Raw genomic sequence first — 13,672 nt, forward strand, 5'->3', positions numbered from 1 at the left:
AAGGTGCGACAGCACGGATTCTAGAAGAGATACGACAACTTAAGGAAGTTCAATTCCAGGCTTTACCTGGGACGTTCGCCATTCCGTTCGCTTATCGACCACTTTCTACACCCGCTGCATGGTCTGTGCCTGGCAAAGCGCGCACCATCGATGACGGACCCTCGACCTCGAACAAGGAGTTTTCATGCAACGGCTCACCACCCGCAACGGCCTCGACCTGCCCTGCATCGGCCTGGGCACCTGGCCAATGACCGGCGACGCCTGCACCCGCGCCGTGCACCAGGCGCTGGAGTTGGGTTACCGGCACATCGACACCGCCACTGCCTACGCCAACGAAGCCGCTGTCGGCCAGGCCCTGCGCGACAGCAGCGTGCCGCGTGAGCAGATCCACCTGACCACCAAAGTCTGGTGGGACCGCCTTGAGCCCAAGGCCATGCGCCAATCGCTGGAAGACAGCCTGCGGGCGCTGGGCACCGAGCAGGTCGACCTGTTCCACATCCACTGGCCCGCCAAGGACTGGGACCTGGCCCGTAGCATCGAAACCCTGGTGGCATTGCGCGACGAGGGCAAGGCGCGCAGCATCGGCGTGGCCAACTTCCCGCTCGGCCTGCTGCGCCGTGTGGTCGAGGAACTGGGCGCGCCACTGTCGGCGATCCAGGTCGAATACCACGTACTGCTCGACCAGCAACCACTGCTCGACTACGCCCGCCAGCATGACCTGGTGCTGACCGCCTACACCCCGCTGGCCCGTGGCCGCGCGGCGGAGCAGGCGGTGATCCGCGAGATTGCGCGCAAGCATGGCGTACTGCCGAGCCAGGTGGCGTTGAAGTGGTTGCTGGACCAGAACGGGGTGGCGGTGATTCCCAAGGCCAGCAGCCGGGACAACCAGCTGGCCAACCTGGCGGCACTGGAGGTGCGGCTGGATGATGCCGACCGCGCGCTGATTGCCGGGTTGCCGAAGGGGCAGCGGGTGGTCAGCCCGGAGTTTGCACCCGACTGGAACAGCTGAGTCCTGCCAGGGCCTCTTCGCGGGCACGCCCGCTCCCACAGGGTTCACCGCAGGCTTGAAGACTTGTGCAGAACCTGTGGGAGCGGGTTTACCCGCGAATGGGCCCTTGATCAGTTACACCGAAACCTGCTTCAAGCGCTCGCTGGCCGGCGCCGGCCGCCCGTACAGATAGCCCTGGAAGTGCGAGCACCCTTCCGCCCGCAGCCGCTGCATCTGCTCCTCCGACTCCACCCCTTCGGCCGTGGTCTTGATCATCAGGCTGTTGGACAGCTCGGTAATCGCGCGGATGATCGACATCGCCTCGCGGCTGTCGCACATGTCATGCACAAACGACTTGTCGATCTTGATCCGGTCGAACGGGAACGAACGCAGATAGCCCAGCGACGAATAGCCCGTACCAAAGTCATCCAGCGAGATCGACACGCCCAGGTCCTTCAGCGCCCGCAAGGTACGCACGTTTTCTTCGCTGTTGCCGAGCAGCACCGACTCGGTGATCTCCAGCTCCAGGCGCTGCGGTGCCAGGCCCGAGTCGGCCAGGGCCAGGGCCACGCTGTGGACCAGGTTGGCATTCTTGAACTGTACCGGCGACAGGTTCACCGACACGGTCTGCTCGGTTCCCCAGCTGGCCGCCTCCTGGCACGCCAGGTTTAGCGCCCGGGTGCCGAGCTCGTGGATCAACCTGGTTTCCTCGGCGATGGGGATGAAGTCCATCGGCATGACCATGCCCCGGGTCGGGTGCTCCCAGCGCAACAGCGCCTCGTAGCCGGTCACGCTGTTGGTCTGCTGATCCACCACCGGCTGGTAATGCAGGTGCAGCTGCCCCAGGTGCAGCGCCGTGCGCAGGTCGGTTTCCACCAGGCGGCGCTGACGGGCGGCGACATCCAGTTCCAGGTGGAAACACTCGTAACGGTTACGGCCGTTGCGTTTGGCCTCATACAGCGCCATGTCGGCATAGCCGAGCAGCTGCTCGGCCTGGTCGTTGTCGTCGGGGGCGATGGCGATGCCGATGCTCAGACCCACCGAGAACTGATGACCCTCGATCTGGAATGGCGGGCAGATCGCCTCGATCAGGCGCCTGGCCGTGTTACAGGCGGCTTCACGACTGTCCAGATGGGTCAGCACCACGGCGAACTCGTCACCGCCCAAGCGGGCCAGGGTGTCGTGCTCGCGCAGTTCGCGGCGCAGGCGCTTGCCGAGCGCGCGCAACAGCTTGTCACCGAAGGCATGGCCGAGGGAGTCGTTGATGTTCTTGAAGTTGTCCAGGTCCAGGCACAGTGCAGCAGTGAGCTTCTCGTTGTCGTGACCGCGCACCAGGGCCTGCCTGAGGCGCTCATGGAACAAGGTGCGGTTGGGCAGCCCGGTAAGGGCGTCGTGGTGCGCCATATGGTGGATCTGCGCGTGGGCGGCCAGCTCTTCGGTGGCATCTTCGGCCACGAACAGCACGTAATCTGCCTGGCCCTCACACTGTTGGCTGAGCAGCACGCGGCTGCGCAGGGTGCGCGGGCCACAGGCGGTGTCGACCCGGGTTTCGGCGGCAAAGCCCTTGCTGCTGCGCGCCCCACGGCTGAGCTGGGTTTCCAGGTAATCCGCGGCGGCCGGTGCCAGGCACTCTGCGGGCGTGTGGCCGATCATTGGCTTGGCGCCGCCACCGAACAGGCGCTCGGCCTGTTGGTTGGCGAGCAGGATGCGCTGGCTTTCCAGGTCCTGGGCGATGACGCTGGCAGGGATGTTGGCAATTACCGAGTCAAGGAACTGCGACAGGTTGGCCATTTCCTGGCTGTACTGCTCGGCCAGTTCCTTGGCTTGCAGCAGCTCCAGCTCCTGCTGGCGGCGCTCGGAAATGTCGCGGGTGACCTTGGCGAAGCCGACCAGCTGGCCGTGGTCGTCACGTACCGCCTCGATCACCACATGGGCGTGGAAGGCCGTGCCGTCCTTGCGCAGGCGCGAACCGATCTCTTCGAAACGGCCGCTGCTGCGGGCCTGTTCCAGGTTCTGCTCAGGCAGGCCGGCCGTGCGCTGGTCTTCACTGTAGAACAACGAGTAATGCTGGCCGACGATCTCCTCGGCGCGGTAGCCCTTGGCGCGCTGTGCGCCGGGGTTCCAGTTGGCGACAATACCGTCGGGGGTGAGCAGGTAGATGGCATAGTCCACCACGCTCTGGATCAACAGCCGGTACATGATGTCGGGGCTTGCGACTAACGACATGAAATTTACCTGAACCTGCGACGCGCACGAAAGGAACCCCGCGCCAGGGCGGCCGGGTCTTGTAAGGCAGTGCTGGCATTATGCCTTGCGAGTGGATTTGGTGAAGTGGATCACAGAATTTTGCTGCCGGTCAGTGAAAGACGGACGTCACCTGGTAGGTGAGCAGGTCAGACTCGTCGGCGGGGAAGATCTGTTGCACAGGCCGTTGCAGGTCGGCTACCACGGCCTTGCAGAACGCCACCGCGATCGGATCCAGGGCGTAGCAACGCAGCAGCCAGTCGCCGGGGCTGGCGAGGAACTGGTTGGCCACGGCACGGCCGATGCCCTGGCGCCGATAGCGCTTGAGGATGAACAGGTCGGCCAGCTCCAGCGCGTCGAAACCGGGCAGTTCGCTGCGCTCTACAAGCACGAAGCCGGCGATGAAACCGTCCGCCAGCACCAGGCTGGCGCTCCAGCCTGGGGACTGCCAGTAGCGCTGCAGGTGCTCTTCGTGAATGTAGAAACGGCCGTCCACTTCGACATCTTCCTGCTCCCAGTCGGAGGACTCATAGGCATAGAACTGGTAGAGGTTACGGATCAGTTCGGCCTGGTCGGGGGTGGTGGGCAGCAGTTCGATGGGCAGCATGGCTGGGTGGGCTCGGGGAAAAGGCCATTCTAAGGCTTTTGTAGTGCCTGTACTGGCCCTTTCGCGGGTAAACCCGCTCCCACAGGTTCTGCACAAGCCTTGAAGACTGTGGTGAACCCTGTGGGAGCGGGTTTACCCGCGAAGAGGCCGCCACAGGCTTATGCAATAGCCGCCACAGCCTCGATCTCCACCAGCATGCCATCCAGCGCCAGGCGCGGCACCGGTATCAGCGTACAGGTGGGCTTCATGTGCCCTCCCCAGGCGCGATCCGCCTCAGCCACCCACTGCGCCAGGCGTTGCTCGCTGTGATCGACAATCAGCAACGTCAGCTTGAACACCTGTGCCAATTCCGCTCCTTTCGAAGCCAGCGCAATCTGCAGATTGGCCAACGCCTGGCGGGCCTGCCGTGCAAAGTCGGGCGAAAGCTGGCCATCGGCATCCTCCCCGCCCTGCCCGGCGATAAACAGCAGGCGGCTGCCGCTGGCGACCTCGGCGACGTGGGAATAGGCATTGGCGCTGGGGTCGTACAGGCCTTGCGGGTTGGACAATTGAAATGCGCGGGTCATGGGACGCTCCTTCGTATGAATGAGCGTCTGAGTCTGTGGGCTCGAGTTAGGTAGAGGTCAAGCTGTTGTAGGAGATTTCTTTATCGCCGCGCAGGAAAAGCCATGAGCAAGCCCTATGCGTTCCAACTCGCCTACACCATCAGCCCGGTGAACAATGATCATGAAGGTGACGCCGCAATAGCGCGAACCCACCTGCGCGAAGAGATGGGCTGGAAGACCTCCGGCAAAGTCGAAACGACGCTGCACGGTGAGGTTGTCCTGTCACCGGGTACGCCTGACGAAAAGCGCAAAGAAGCCAGCAAGGCGATTCGTACCCGCATCCGTGACGCGTTCAAGGCACTGGAGGTAGAGGACACGGTCAGCTTCGCCGGCAGCCTGATGGTCAGCGGCCTGGACCCGGCCATCAAAATCGGCATCACGCCCGACTGACGCCATCGGTATCAGGCGCCGTGCGCCTGATACCGCCGCCGTCATTTCTCCTCCAGCACCGCCCTGCCCTTCACTGCCCGCGGCCCACGCCAGGCCCAGAACAGCAGCCCCGGGAACGGTGCATAGACCACGAACACAACCCACAGCATCTTGCGCTCTGCGCGCCGATCGCTGCCGATGATGTGCCAGATGGCAAAGATCTCGAGCAGGATGACCAAGGCCGCGACAATGATCCAGATCGTTCCGATTTCCATGAGCACTCTCCCGTTGGCATGTACTGGGTTGGGTTGCTGCCAGCGCTGAGGGTTCAGTCGGATTTGCTGCGAACGCCCAGTCCCGGCACCCCGTCCAGGGCCGCCTTGAGCGCCACGGCATCGGCAAAGGCCTGCTCGCTCACCAGCACCCCATCCTTCAAGCGCAGCCATGAAACCTGCCCCGCCTGCCCCGGATAGCGACTGGCAATACGGCCTTCGCGGTCGAGCAACACCCGGTAGCTGTAATCACGCATCGCCGGAATGGCGAACAGCTTGCTGATCAGCGCCGGCATGCGGTGAATATCGGCGACGAACACCGCATCGCGCGCCTCCAGGTAGCCCTTGGGCGCGTCGGCCAAAGCGGCCTTGACCAGCTTGGCACCCTCCATGTCGCGGGCCACCAGCAGTATGTGAGTGTCGGTTTTCAGGCTGTAAGGCTGATCGTACTGGTCAAGCAGCGTCCAGGGTGCCAACCGCTCGCCTGGCTCCAGGGCATGGGCCAGCAACGGCAGCAGACCGAACAGTAACGCAATGGCGTATTTCATCGAAGTTCTCCAGAACAGAGGTGCCAGCATAGTCCACTTGCCTCAACACGACCTGCACCACGACACGCGCGCGCCGGCGATTGTCTTTCCCGCACGCTGCCGCCACACTCTGCTGGCCAGCCAGGAAGCGGAGTCCAGAGTGCCCACCCCACGTCAGTTCAGCAAGAAGACCAGCACCAGCAACATGCTGCGGCTCAAGGCCAGCGCCGGTAGCCCCGAGGCCCCTTATCGCGTCGACTTCATCCTGCTCGAGCACTTTTCGATGGCCAGCTTCACCGTGGCCATGGACGTGCTGGTCACCGCCAACCTGCTGCGTGCCGACAGCTTTCGCTTCACCCCGCTGTCACTCAAGGGTGACCGGGTGCTCAGCGACCTGGGCCTGGAACTGGTGGCCAGCGAATTGTCCGCCAGCGACCTCAAGGCACTCGACCTGCTGATCGTCTGCGGCGGCCTGCGCACGCCGCTGAAATACCCCGAACTGGACCGCCTGCTGGAAGAATGCGCCGCCCACGGCATGGCCCTGGGCGGGCTGTGGAATGGCGCCTGGTTCCTCGGCCGCGCTGGTGTGCTCGATGATTACGGTTGCAGCATCCACCCCGAACAGCGCGCCAGCCTGTCCGAGCGCAGCCCGCAAACCCGCATCACCCCAGCCAGTTTCACCCTCGACCGCGACCGCCTCAGCGCCGCCAGCCCCAACGGCGCCATGGAGCTGATGCTTGGCCTGGTGCGCCGCCTGTACGGCGACGGCTTGGCCGAAGGGGTGGAAGAAATCCTGTCGTTCTCCGGCGCCCGCTACCGCCAGGTCGGCCCTGGGGCGAAGAAGTCGATGAGCTTGCACCTGCGCACCATTGTCGAGCTCATGGAGAACAACCTCGAGGAGACCCTGAGCCTGGACCAGCTGGCCGCCTACAGCGGTCGCTCGCGTCGGCAGATCGACCGCCTGTTCCAGGCCCAGCTCGGCACCTCGCCGCGGCGCTATTACATGGAACTGCGCATCACCAAGAGCCGCCGCCTGCTGCAGTACTCCGACCTGTCGGTGATGGAGGTGGCAGTGGCCTGCGGCTTCGTCTCGGTATCGCACTTCAGCAAATGCTACGCCGCCTACTTCGGCTACCCGCCGTCACGCGAGCAACGGCTGGGCGAGTGAGCGGATTCAGGCGCGGATGTAGCTGAGCACCACGTCGCAGATCATCTGCCGGTGGCGTTGCTTGACCTGCTCGTCGGCCAGGTCGATCTGGAAGATGTCACCGAAGGTGTGGCGGTTGGACACCCGGTAGAAGCAGAACGAACTCATCAGCATGTGCAGGTCGATGACCTCGATGCCTTCGCGGAACACGCCCTCTTTCACGCCACGCGCCAGGGTGCTGCCCAATGCCTGCAGCACCAGGCTGCTCATTTCGCGAATGGCCGGGGACTTCTTGACGTACTCGCCGTAATGGATGTTCTCGGTGCAGACCATGCGCACGAAATCGACGTTACGGTCGTGGTGGTCGAAGGTGAACTCGGACAGCCGGCGAATCGCCTGCTCGGCCGGCAGCGACTCCAGGTCCAGGCTCTGCTCGGTCTTGCGGATGTCGCCGTACAGCTTGACCAGGCACTCGACGTACAGCTGCTCCTTGCTGCCGAAGTAGTAGTAGATCATGCGCTTGGAAGTGGCCGTGCGCTCGGCGATGGCGTCCACGCGCGCGCCGGCCAGGCCCTGCTGGACGAACTCGTTGATGGCGGCCTGGAGGATGTCCTCGCGGGTTTTCTCGGGGTTGTTCTTGCGCGGTTGGCGCGTAGCCGAGGGTTCAGGCGGGCTGAGGGGGGCTACGGGGTCGGTCATGGGGGCTCACGGGGGTGATTATTGGAATTGGAGAGGGATTATCCGTGAGTGGGGGGATGCAGGGAAGCGGGCTGTTGGTCGAAGGCTCGCAGGTAGCAGGTGTGTGGCCTCTGGGGTATGCAATACCTTGTCGATGGCATCCATGCGCACGTACTGTTGAGCGGCAAGCATGAGGTTCTCCAACCCGCCGTTGCGTCGTTGGAACTAAGCCACAGTCGCTGCCCCCTAACCCTGTGCGATAAGCCCAATGTCATTCACAGGAAGGTTTGATCAATGAAACGTGAACAGATCGAAGGTGTTGCAGAAAAGGTCGCCGGCAAGGCGCAGAGCGCAGCCGGCAAGTGGCTGGAAGATCCGGCCCTGGAAGCGGAGGGAAATGCGCGCCAGGCATCGGGTCAGCTCACCAAGAGCTATGGCGATGCACTGGATAACGTTTCCACATTTGTAAGGGAGAAGCCGCTGACAGCGCTGGCTGTGGCAGCAGGGCTCGCGCTGGTTGTCAGTCGACTGTTGCGGCGCTGAATTGGCGCGCAAAGCGTTCGCCCATCAGACATAGCGAGGCTTGCAGCGCCCATGAGACCGAGCACCGTCCGGCGGCTCGGGCTCATGGGCGCTGGCAGGCGCGGCCGGGCTGCCGTTTCGCTGATCGGCGGCAGCGTTCGGAACAGTAGCGCACCTGGTCCCAGCATCGCGCCCAACGCTTGCGCCAGCTGAACGGCAGGCCACAGGCGGGACATACCTTGCTCGGCAACGGCTTGCGCATACCCACGTGTCACGCAGTACTTGCCGGTCGATGGCCGGCACTGGACGATGGGCATGGTTTGAGTACCACGGGCGGTGCACCGGGAGGGATTTCCATACAAGAGTAGTATTTTGTATAGATTTTTGAGGTTATTTCTGAAGCCTTCACTGTCCCTGGGGGTCATCACCCAGCCATGTGGCTGCGCTTTCGCAAAGAGAACTGAGTTCGCAAGCGGTCCGCATACCCTGTGGGAGCGGCTTTAGCCGCGAAGAATCCAACGCGGTGCATGACACCGGCTGCGCCGGTGTTCGTAGCTGAAGCCGCTGCCACATTCGCGGGCAAGCCCGCTCCACAGGATGGGGATCAGGCAAGCTCTCAACCGATGATCACAACACCGGCTTGCGCGCCGCCCCGCTACGCCGCTTGGCCATCGCCGCCAGGCGCACCGCGACGTTCGCCGCGCCATACCCGGCATAGCCCCCCTTGCGCTGGATGATCTCGAAGAAGAATCGCTCCTCGAACGGCTCGGTATACACGTGGAACAGCTCGCCGCCCTGGGCATCACGGTCGTACAGAACGTTGTAGTACGCCAGTTCGCTGAGGAACTCGTCGTTGAAATCGAACCGCGCCGCGAGGTCGTCGTAGTAGTTCAACGGGATTTCCAGCAACGGCACCCCCGACTCCTTGGCCCGTGCCACTTCGGCGAAGATGTCCGCGCAGTCGAAGGCGATGTGGTGCACACCCGAACCGCGGTAACTGGACAGCGCATGGGCGATGGCGGTGTTGCGGTTCTCCGAGATGTTCAGCGGCAAACGCAGGCTGCCGCACTGGCTGCGCAAGGCGCGGCTCTTGACCAGGCCATACGGGTCGGGCAGCACCACTTCGTCGTCGGCAGCAAAGTCGAACAGGCTCTTGTAGAACAGCACCCAGCTGTCCAGCGACTCGGCCGGCAGCGCCAGGGCCATGTGGTCGATGCGCTGCAAACCGCCAGTGACAGTGGCGGCCGGGTCCAGGCGGAAGTCGGTGTCGTATAGCGACGGCCCTTCCTTGCCCTGCTCCACCAGGTAGATCAGGCTGCCGTCCGGCGCACGCACGGCTGGCACTTCGCATTCGTTGGGGCCGACCAGGCCACGGAATGGCTGGCCGCGGAAGTCGGTAGCGCGTTGCAGCGCGGCGTGCTCATCCTTCACCCGCAGGGCGGTGGCGCACAGCGACGGGCCGTGGGCCTCGAAGAAGTTGTGGCCAAACGAGTACGGCTCGGCGTTGAGCACGATGTTGATGTCGTTCTGGCGCAGCAGGCGCACCTCCTTGCTGCGGTGCTTGCCGGCTTCGGCAAAGCCCAGGCGCTTGAGCCAACTGCCCAGCCGCGCGCCGACGGCTTCGTCGACGGCAAACTCGAGGAACTCCACCCCGTCGTAGGCGCTGGCAGCCGGCGGGGTGAACAGCACGCCCGGCTCAAGGGTGGTGCCTTGCTGTTCCAGGCGCAGGCGGGTCTGTTCTTCGAGGTACAGCAGCGAGCGCAGGCCGTCGGCGGCATTCTGCCGTGGCGGTGCTGCACGGAAGCCATCGTTGAAGATTTCCAGCGACAGCGGGCCGCGGTAGCCGGTGGCCAGGATCGGCGCGAGGAAGCCGGCCAGGTCCATTTCACCCTGGCCCGGGAAGTTGCGGAAGTGGCGGCTCCACTCCAGCACGTCCATGTTCAGGATCGGCGCATCGGCCATCTGCACGAAGAAGATCTTGTCGCCCGGGATGTCGCGGATCGCCGCCGGGTCACCTTTGAGCGACAGCGTGTGGAAGCTGTCGAGGATCACCCCCAGCGCCGGGTGGTCGGCCTGGCGCACCAGGTTCCACACTTGCTGGTAGGTATTGACGTGGCGGCCCCAGGCCAGGGCTTCGTAGCCGATCCGCAGGCCGCGCTTGCCGGCGTGCTCGGCGAGCAGGCGCAGGTCGTCCACCAGGATCTGTTCATCGCCAAGGGCATCGGCCTGGACGTTGCTGCACACCAGCACCAGGTCGGTGCCCAGCTCCTGCATCAGGTCGAACTTGCGCTCAGCGCGGTCGATGTTCTTCTGCAGGCGGTCGCGGCGGCAGCCTTCGAAGTCGCGAAATGGCTGGAACAGGGTGATGGCAATGCCGAGGTCAGCGCACATCTGCCGGACTTCGCGCGGGCTGCCGGCGTAGTACAACAGGTCGTTCTCGAAGATCTCGACGCCGTCGAAACCGGCGGCGGCGATGGCTTCGAGCTTTTCCGGCAGGGTGCCGCTCAAGGACACGGTGGCTATCGAACGCTGCATGAGGGAGTTCCTTGTTATTGGACGGACGACGAGCCGAGAACCCGTTGGGGTTTCTGGCACTGTTGATTATTCGCAGGTAAAGTCGGGCGGGCAATCTGTTTGTACGAAATGGTTAGTTTTGCGTTCGATTACCGCACAAAACCGATTTTGGCGAATTGATTCACTGCCGACCCTAAGCAAACATGGACCCAGACGCAGGCCCACCGACCGCCCTCTTCTGCCCTGAGGGTCGTCTGGCAGAACCTGCGCAGACAAGCCCAACGTCACAACATAATAAGTTCAATAAACCGGGTACCGACCTATGCACACCTCCATCGCCTTGCGATCCGCACCTGCTCGTTCGTATTCCCTCTGCAGACACCGCCTGCGGTCAATCGCGCTATAACCGCCCTACTCCCGAAAAGTGATCGCACCCCTCTGGCCGCCCCTGGGCGACGCCAGCCGTGCGGCGACCTACAAGAACAACGGAGACAACGATGGCTCACTCAAGCTCTCAAGCCAAGAAAGCGACCGCCAGTGGATGGATTGGCTCGGCACTCGAATACTACGATTTCTTCATCTATGCCCAGGCAGCGGCGCTGATCTTCCCGCAGATCTTCTTCCCCAACACCGACCCGAAAATGGCCATCATCGCCTCGTTGGCCACCTACGGTGTGGGTTACCTGGCACGCCCTGTCGGTGCGTTCGTGCTCGGTCACTGGGGTGACACCCGCGGGCGCAAGAACGTGCTGCTGCTGTGCATGTTCCTGATGGGCCTGTCGACCATGGCCGTCGGCCTGCTGCCGACCTACCACGACATCGGCCTGCTGGCCCCGGCCTTGCTGGTGCTGCTGCGCCTGGTCCAGGGCTTTGCCGTGGCCGGGGAAATCTCCGGAGCCAGCTCGATGATCATGGAGCACGCTCCGTTCGGCCGACGCGGCTACTACGCCAGCTTCACCTTGCAGGGCGTGCAGGCCGGCCAGGTATTGGCGGCGGCGGTGTTCCTGCCGCTGGCCTACTTCATGCCGAGTGAGGCCTTCAACGACTGGGGCTGGCGTATTCCGTTCCTGTTGAGCGCCGTCGTCCTGATCGCGGGCTTCATCATCCGCCGGGAAGTGCACGAAACCCCGGCGTTCGTGAAGGAAGAGAAGCAGGACAAGGTCGCCAAATCGCCGATCAGCGAAGCCTTCCGGCACAGCTGGAAACACATGGTGCTGGTGATGTTCATGGCGCTGATGAACGTGATCCCGGTGGTTGCCACCATCTTCGGCGCCGCCTATGCGGTGCAGCCGGCCTACGGCATCGGCTTCGACAAAAGCGTGTACCTGTGGATCCCGGTGGTGGGCAACATCGTCGCGGTGCTGGTGATCCCGTTCGTGGGCAACCTGTCCGACAAGATCGGCCGCCGCCCGACCATGATCGCCGGCTGCCTGGGCTCTGGCCTGCTGGCCTTCGTCTACCTGTATGCGATCAGCATCCAGAACGTGCCACTGGCCTTTGCCACCTCGATCGTGATGTGGGGCATGGTCTACCAGGGCTACAACGCGGTGTTCCCAAGCTTCTACCCGGAGCTGTTCCACACCCGCTACCGCGTTTCGGCCATGGCCATCGCGCAGAACATCGGCACCATGCTCACCGCCATGTTGCCAGCCCTGTTCGCCCTGGTGGCGCCACCGGGTTCGGACAACATCCCGCTGGTGATCGGTGGCCTGGCCTTCTTCATTACCTGCGTGTGTGCACTGGCGGCCTACATTGCGCCGGAGACTCACCGTCTGGCGATGGAAGACCTGGGCAATCCGCTTGCCAAGCCGATGGGGAAAGAAGCTTTCGAGGCCAGCCGCAAGGGTAGCTTTCAGGCGGTGAGCCACTGAGAGATTGCAGGGGGCCGCTTTGCGGCCCTTTCGCGACACAAGGCCGCTCCTGCAAGGCAATCGCGAATCCCTGTAGGAGCGGCCTTGTGTCGCGAAAGGACCGCAAAGCGGTCCCAGGATTTCAGCCTTCAACCACCTCTTGCAGGTGACGCCAAAGCTTCTCGACATGCTCCCGCTCGGTCGGCAGTGCCCCCACCGAAACCCGCACCATCCACCGCCCTTCCAGCGTCGCCGGCGTCACATACGCCACCCCGGACGCGTTCAGCCGCTCAGCCCACGCCCTGGTATGGGTATCCAGCGCCTCCCCTTCCAGCCCCGCCGGCCGATGGCGAATGCACAAGGTCTGCAGTTGCACCGGTGCCAGCACTTCCCACTCCGCCGCCGCTGCAACCTGCTCCGCCAGCCAGCGGGCATTCTCAAGGTCACGGCGCAAGCGCTGCTGCAAGGCCTCCACGCCTTCGCTGCGCAACATGAACCACAGTTTCAAGGCACGGAAGCGACGGCCCAGCGGGATCCCCCAGTCACGCAGGTTCTTCACCTCGCCATCCACCGCCGACTGCAAGTAGCTCGGGTTGGTGCTCATCACCCGGATCAGGTGCTGAGGATCACGCACGTAGTAGATCGAGCAATCGAATGCCACGCCCAGCCATTTGTGCGCGTTGACCACTACGGAGTCGGCCAGCTCGATGCCATCCCACATCCAGCGGCATTCCGGGAGGATCATCGCCGAACCGGCCATGGCCGAGTCGACATGCAGCCACAGCCCGTTGGCCTGGGCGATTTCGCCGATCGGGCGCAGCGGGTCGAGGGCGGTGGTGGTGGTGGTGCCGGTAGTGGCGACCACCGCACAGGGCTGGTTGCCAGCGGCCAGGTCTTGCTCGATGGCAGCCTGCAGCGCCTGTGGGCGCATGGCGAATTTCTCGTCGGTCGCGATCAGGCGGATGTTGGCGCGGCCGAAGCCGGCCAGCAGTGCAGCCTTGTCCACCGAGCTGTGAGCATGGGCACTGACATACACGATCAATGGCTTGGCCTCGGCCTGCAGGCCGCCGCGGACCAGCGCGTAGTCGGTGGCACGCTCCCGGGCGCTGATCAGCGCCACCAGGGTACTGGTGGACGCAGTGTCCTGGATCACCCCGCTCCACTGGGCCGACAGGCCGAGCAACTGACGCAGCCAGTCGAGGGTGGTTTCTTCGAGCTCGCTCAGCGCCGGGCTGGACTGCCACGACAGGCCGAGCACGCCGAGGCCGGTGCTGAGGAAATCGCCGAGCACCGACGACAGGGTGCCGTTGGACGGGAAGTAGCCGTAGAAGTCCGGGTGCTGCCAGTGC

At 63.8% G+C, this 13,672-nt stretch carries 14 protein-coding genes; 5 read left to right on the forward strand and 9 right to left on the reverse strand.

From position 1 onward, the window contains the following. Positions 1–184: 184 nt before the first annotated feature. Positions 185–1,009: an aldo/keto reductase gene (locus APH33_RS22705; RefSeq protein ID WP_054887287.1), complete on the forward strand. Its 825-nt coding sequence runs from the start codon at positions 185–187 to the stop codon at positions 1,007–1,009. Between the two features lie 114 nt (positions 1,010–1,123). Here the strand turns inward: APH33_RS22705 and APH33_RS22710 are convergent, their stop codons facing one another. From APH33_RS22710 to APH33_RS22720, 3 genes are all read right to left on the reverse strand, one after another. After that, positions 1,124–3,214 carry an EAL domain-containing protein gene (locus tag APH33_RS22710; protein WP_054887288.1) on the reverse strand — a complete coding sequence of 697 codons (2,091 nt, stop codon included), beginning with the start codon at positions 3,212–3,214 and terminating at the stop codon, positions 1,124–1,126. 130 nt (positions 3,215–3,344) lie between these two features. Next, a complete protein-coding gene (locus APH33_RS22715) occupies positions 3,345–3,839 on the reverse strand; it encodes a GNAT family N-acetyltransferase (RefSeq protein ID WP_054887289.1) in 495 nt (164 codons plus the stop codon). 158 nt (positions 3,840–3,997) lie between these two features. Further along, complete coding sequence (locus APH33_RS22720) at positions 3,998–4,405, reverse strand: RidA family protein (protein ID WP_054887290.1); 408 nt, start codon at positions 4,403–4,405, stop codon at positions 3,998–4,000. Positions 4,406–4,507: 102 nt separating this feature from the next. Between APH33_RS22720 and APH33_RS22725 the strand changes: the two genes are divergently transcribed. Next, positions 4,508–4,834, forward strand: a complete 327-nt coding sequence (locus tag APH33_RS22725) for a hypothetical protein (protein WP_054887291.1) — start codon at positions 4,508–4,510, stop codon at positions 4,832–4,834. Between the two features lie 41 nt (positions 4,835–4,875). Here the strand turns inward: APH33_RS22725 and APH33_RS22730 are convergent, their stop codons facing one another. Together APH33_RS22730 and APH33_RS22735 are read right to left on the reverse strand one after the other, a co-directional pair. Beyond that, complete coding sequence (locus APH33_RS22730; protein WP_054887292.1) at positions 4,876–5,088, reverse strand: PLDc N-terminal domain-containing protein; 213 nt, start codon at positions 5,086–5,088, stop codon at positions 4,876–4,878. A 53-nt stretch (positions 5,089–5,141) separates the two neighbouring features. Beyond that, entirely contained in the window at positions 5,142–5,633 is a 492-nt protein-coding gene (locus tag APH33_RS22735) for a hypothetical protein (protein WP_054887293.1), read from the reverse strand. Between the two features lie 139 nt (positions 5,634–5,772). Here APH33_RS22735 and APH33_RS22740 point away from each other — a divergent pair, with 139 nt between their 5' ends. Further along, the gene (locus APH33_RS22740) at positions 5,773–6,780 is read left to right on the forward strand and encodes a GlxA family transcriptional regulator (RefSeq protein ID WP_054887294.1); all 1,008 of its coding nucleotides are present in this window, start codon (positions 5,773–5,775) and stop codon (positions 6,778–6,780) included. A 6-nt stretch (positions 6,781–6,786) separates the two neighbouring features. Here APH33_RS22740 and APH33_RS22745 read toward each other — a convergent pair whose 3' ends face one another. Then, positions 6,787–7,458, reverse strand: a complete 672-nt coding sequence (locus APH33_RS22745) for a TetR/AcrR family transcriptional regulator (protein ID WP_054887295.1) — start codon at positions 7,456–7,458, stop codon at positions 6,787–6,789. Positions 7,459–7,731: 273 nt separating this feature from the next. Between APH33_RS22745 and APH33_RS22750 the strand changes: the two genes are divergently transcribed. Beyond that, on the forward strand, positions 7,732–7,980 hold the full coding sequence (locus tag APH33_RS22750; RefSeq protein ID WP_054887296.1) for a CsbD family protein: 249 nt from the start codon (positions 7,732–7,734) through the stop codon (positions 7,978–7,980). Between the two features lie 82 nt (positions 7,981–8,062). On the opposite strand, the gene APH33_RS26950 is transcribed toward APH33_RS22750, so the two are convergent. Next, on the reverse strand, positions 8,063–8,221 hold the full coding sequence (locus APH33_RS26950) for a DUF2256 domain-containing protein (protein ID WP_082433687.1): 159 nt from the start codon (positions 8,219–8,221) through the stop codon (positions 8,063–8,065). Positions 8,222–8,586: 365 nt separating this feature from the next. Beyond that, positions 8,587–10,494: a 3-dehydroshikimate dehydratase QuiC gene (quiC, locus tag APH33_RS22755; RefSeq protein WP_054887297.1), complete on the reverse strand. Its 1,908-nt coding sequence runs from the start codon at positions 10,492–10,494 to the stop codon at positions 8,587–8,589. Positions 10,495–10,970: 476 nt separating this feature from the next. Between quiC and APH33_RS22760 the strand changes: the two genes are divergently transcribed. Further along, positions 10,971–12,344 (forward strand): MFS transporter, encoded by a 1,374-nt coding sequence (locus APH33_RS22760; protein ID WP_054887298.1) that lies wholly within the window; start codon positions 10,971–10,973, stop codon positions 12,342–12,344. Between the two features lie 121 nt (positions 12,345–12,465). Here the strand turns inward: APH33_RS22760 and APH33_RS22765 are convergent. Continuing rightward, a partial coding sequence (locus APH33_RS22765; RefSeq protein WP_054887299.1) for a DOPA decarboxylase occupies positions 12,466–13,672 on the reverse strand: 1,207 nt, incomplete at its 5' end.

Source organism: Pseudomonas sp. NBRC 111130 (assembly GCF_001320485.1).
GTDB lineage: Bacteria > Pseudomonadota > Gammaproteobacteria > Pseudomonadales > Pseudomonadaceae > Aquipseudomonas > Aquipseudomonas vlassakiae.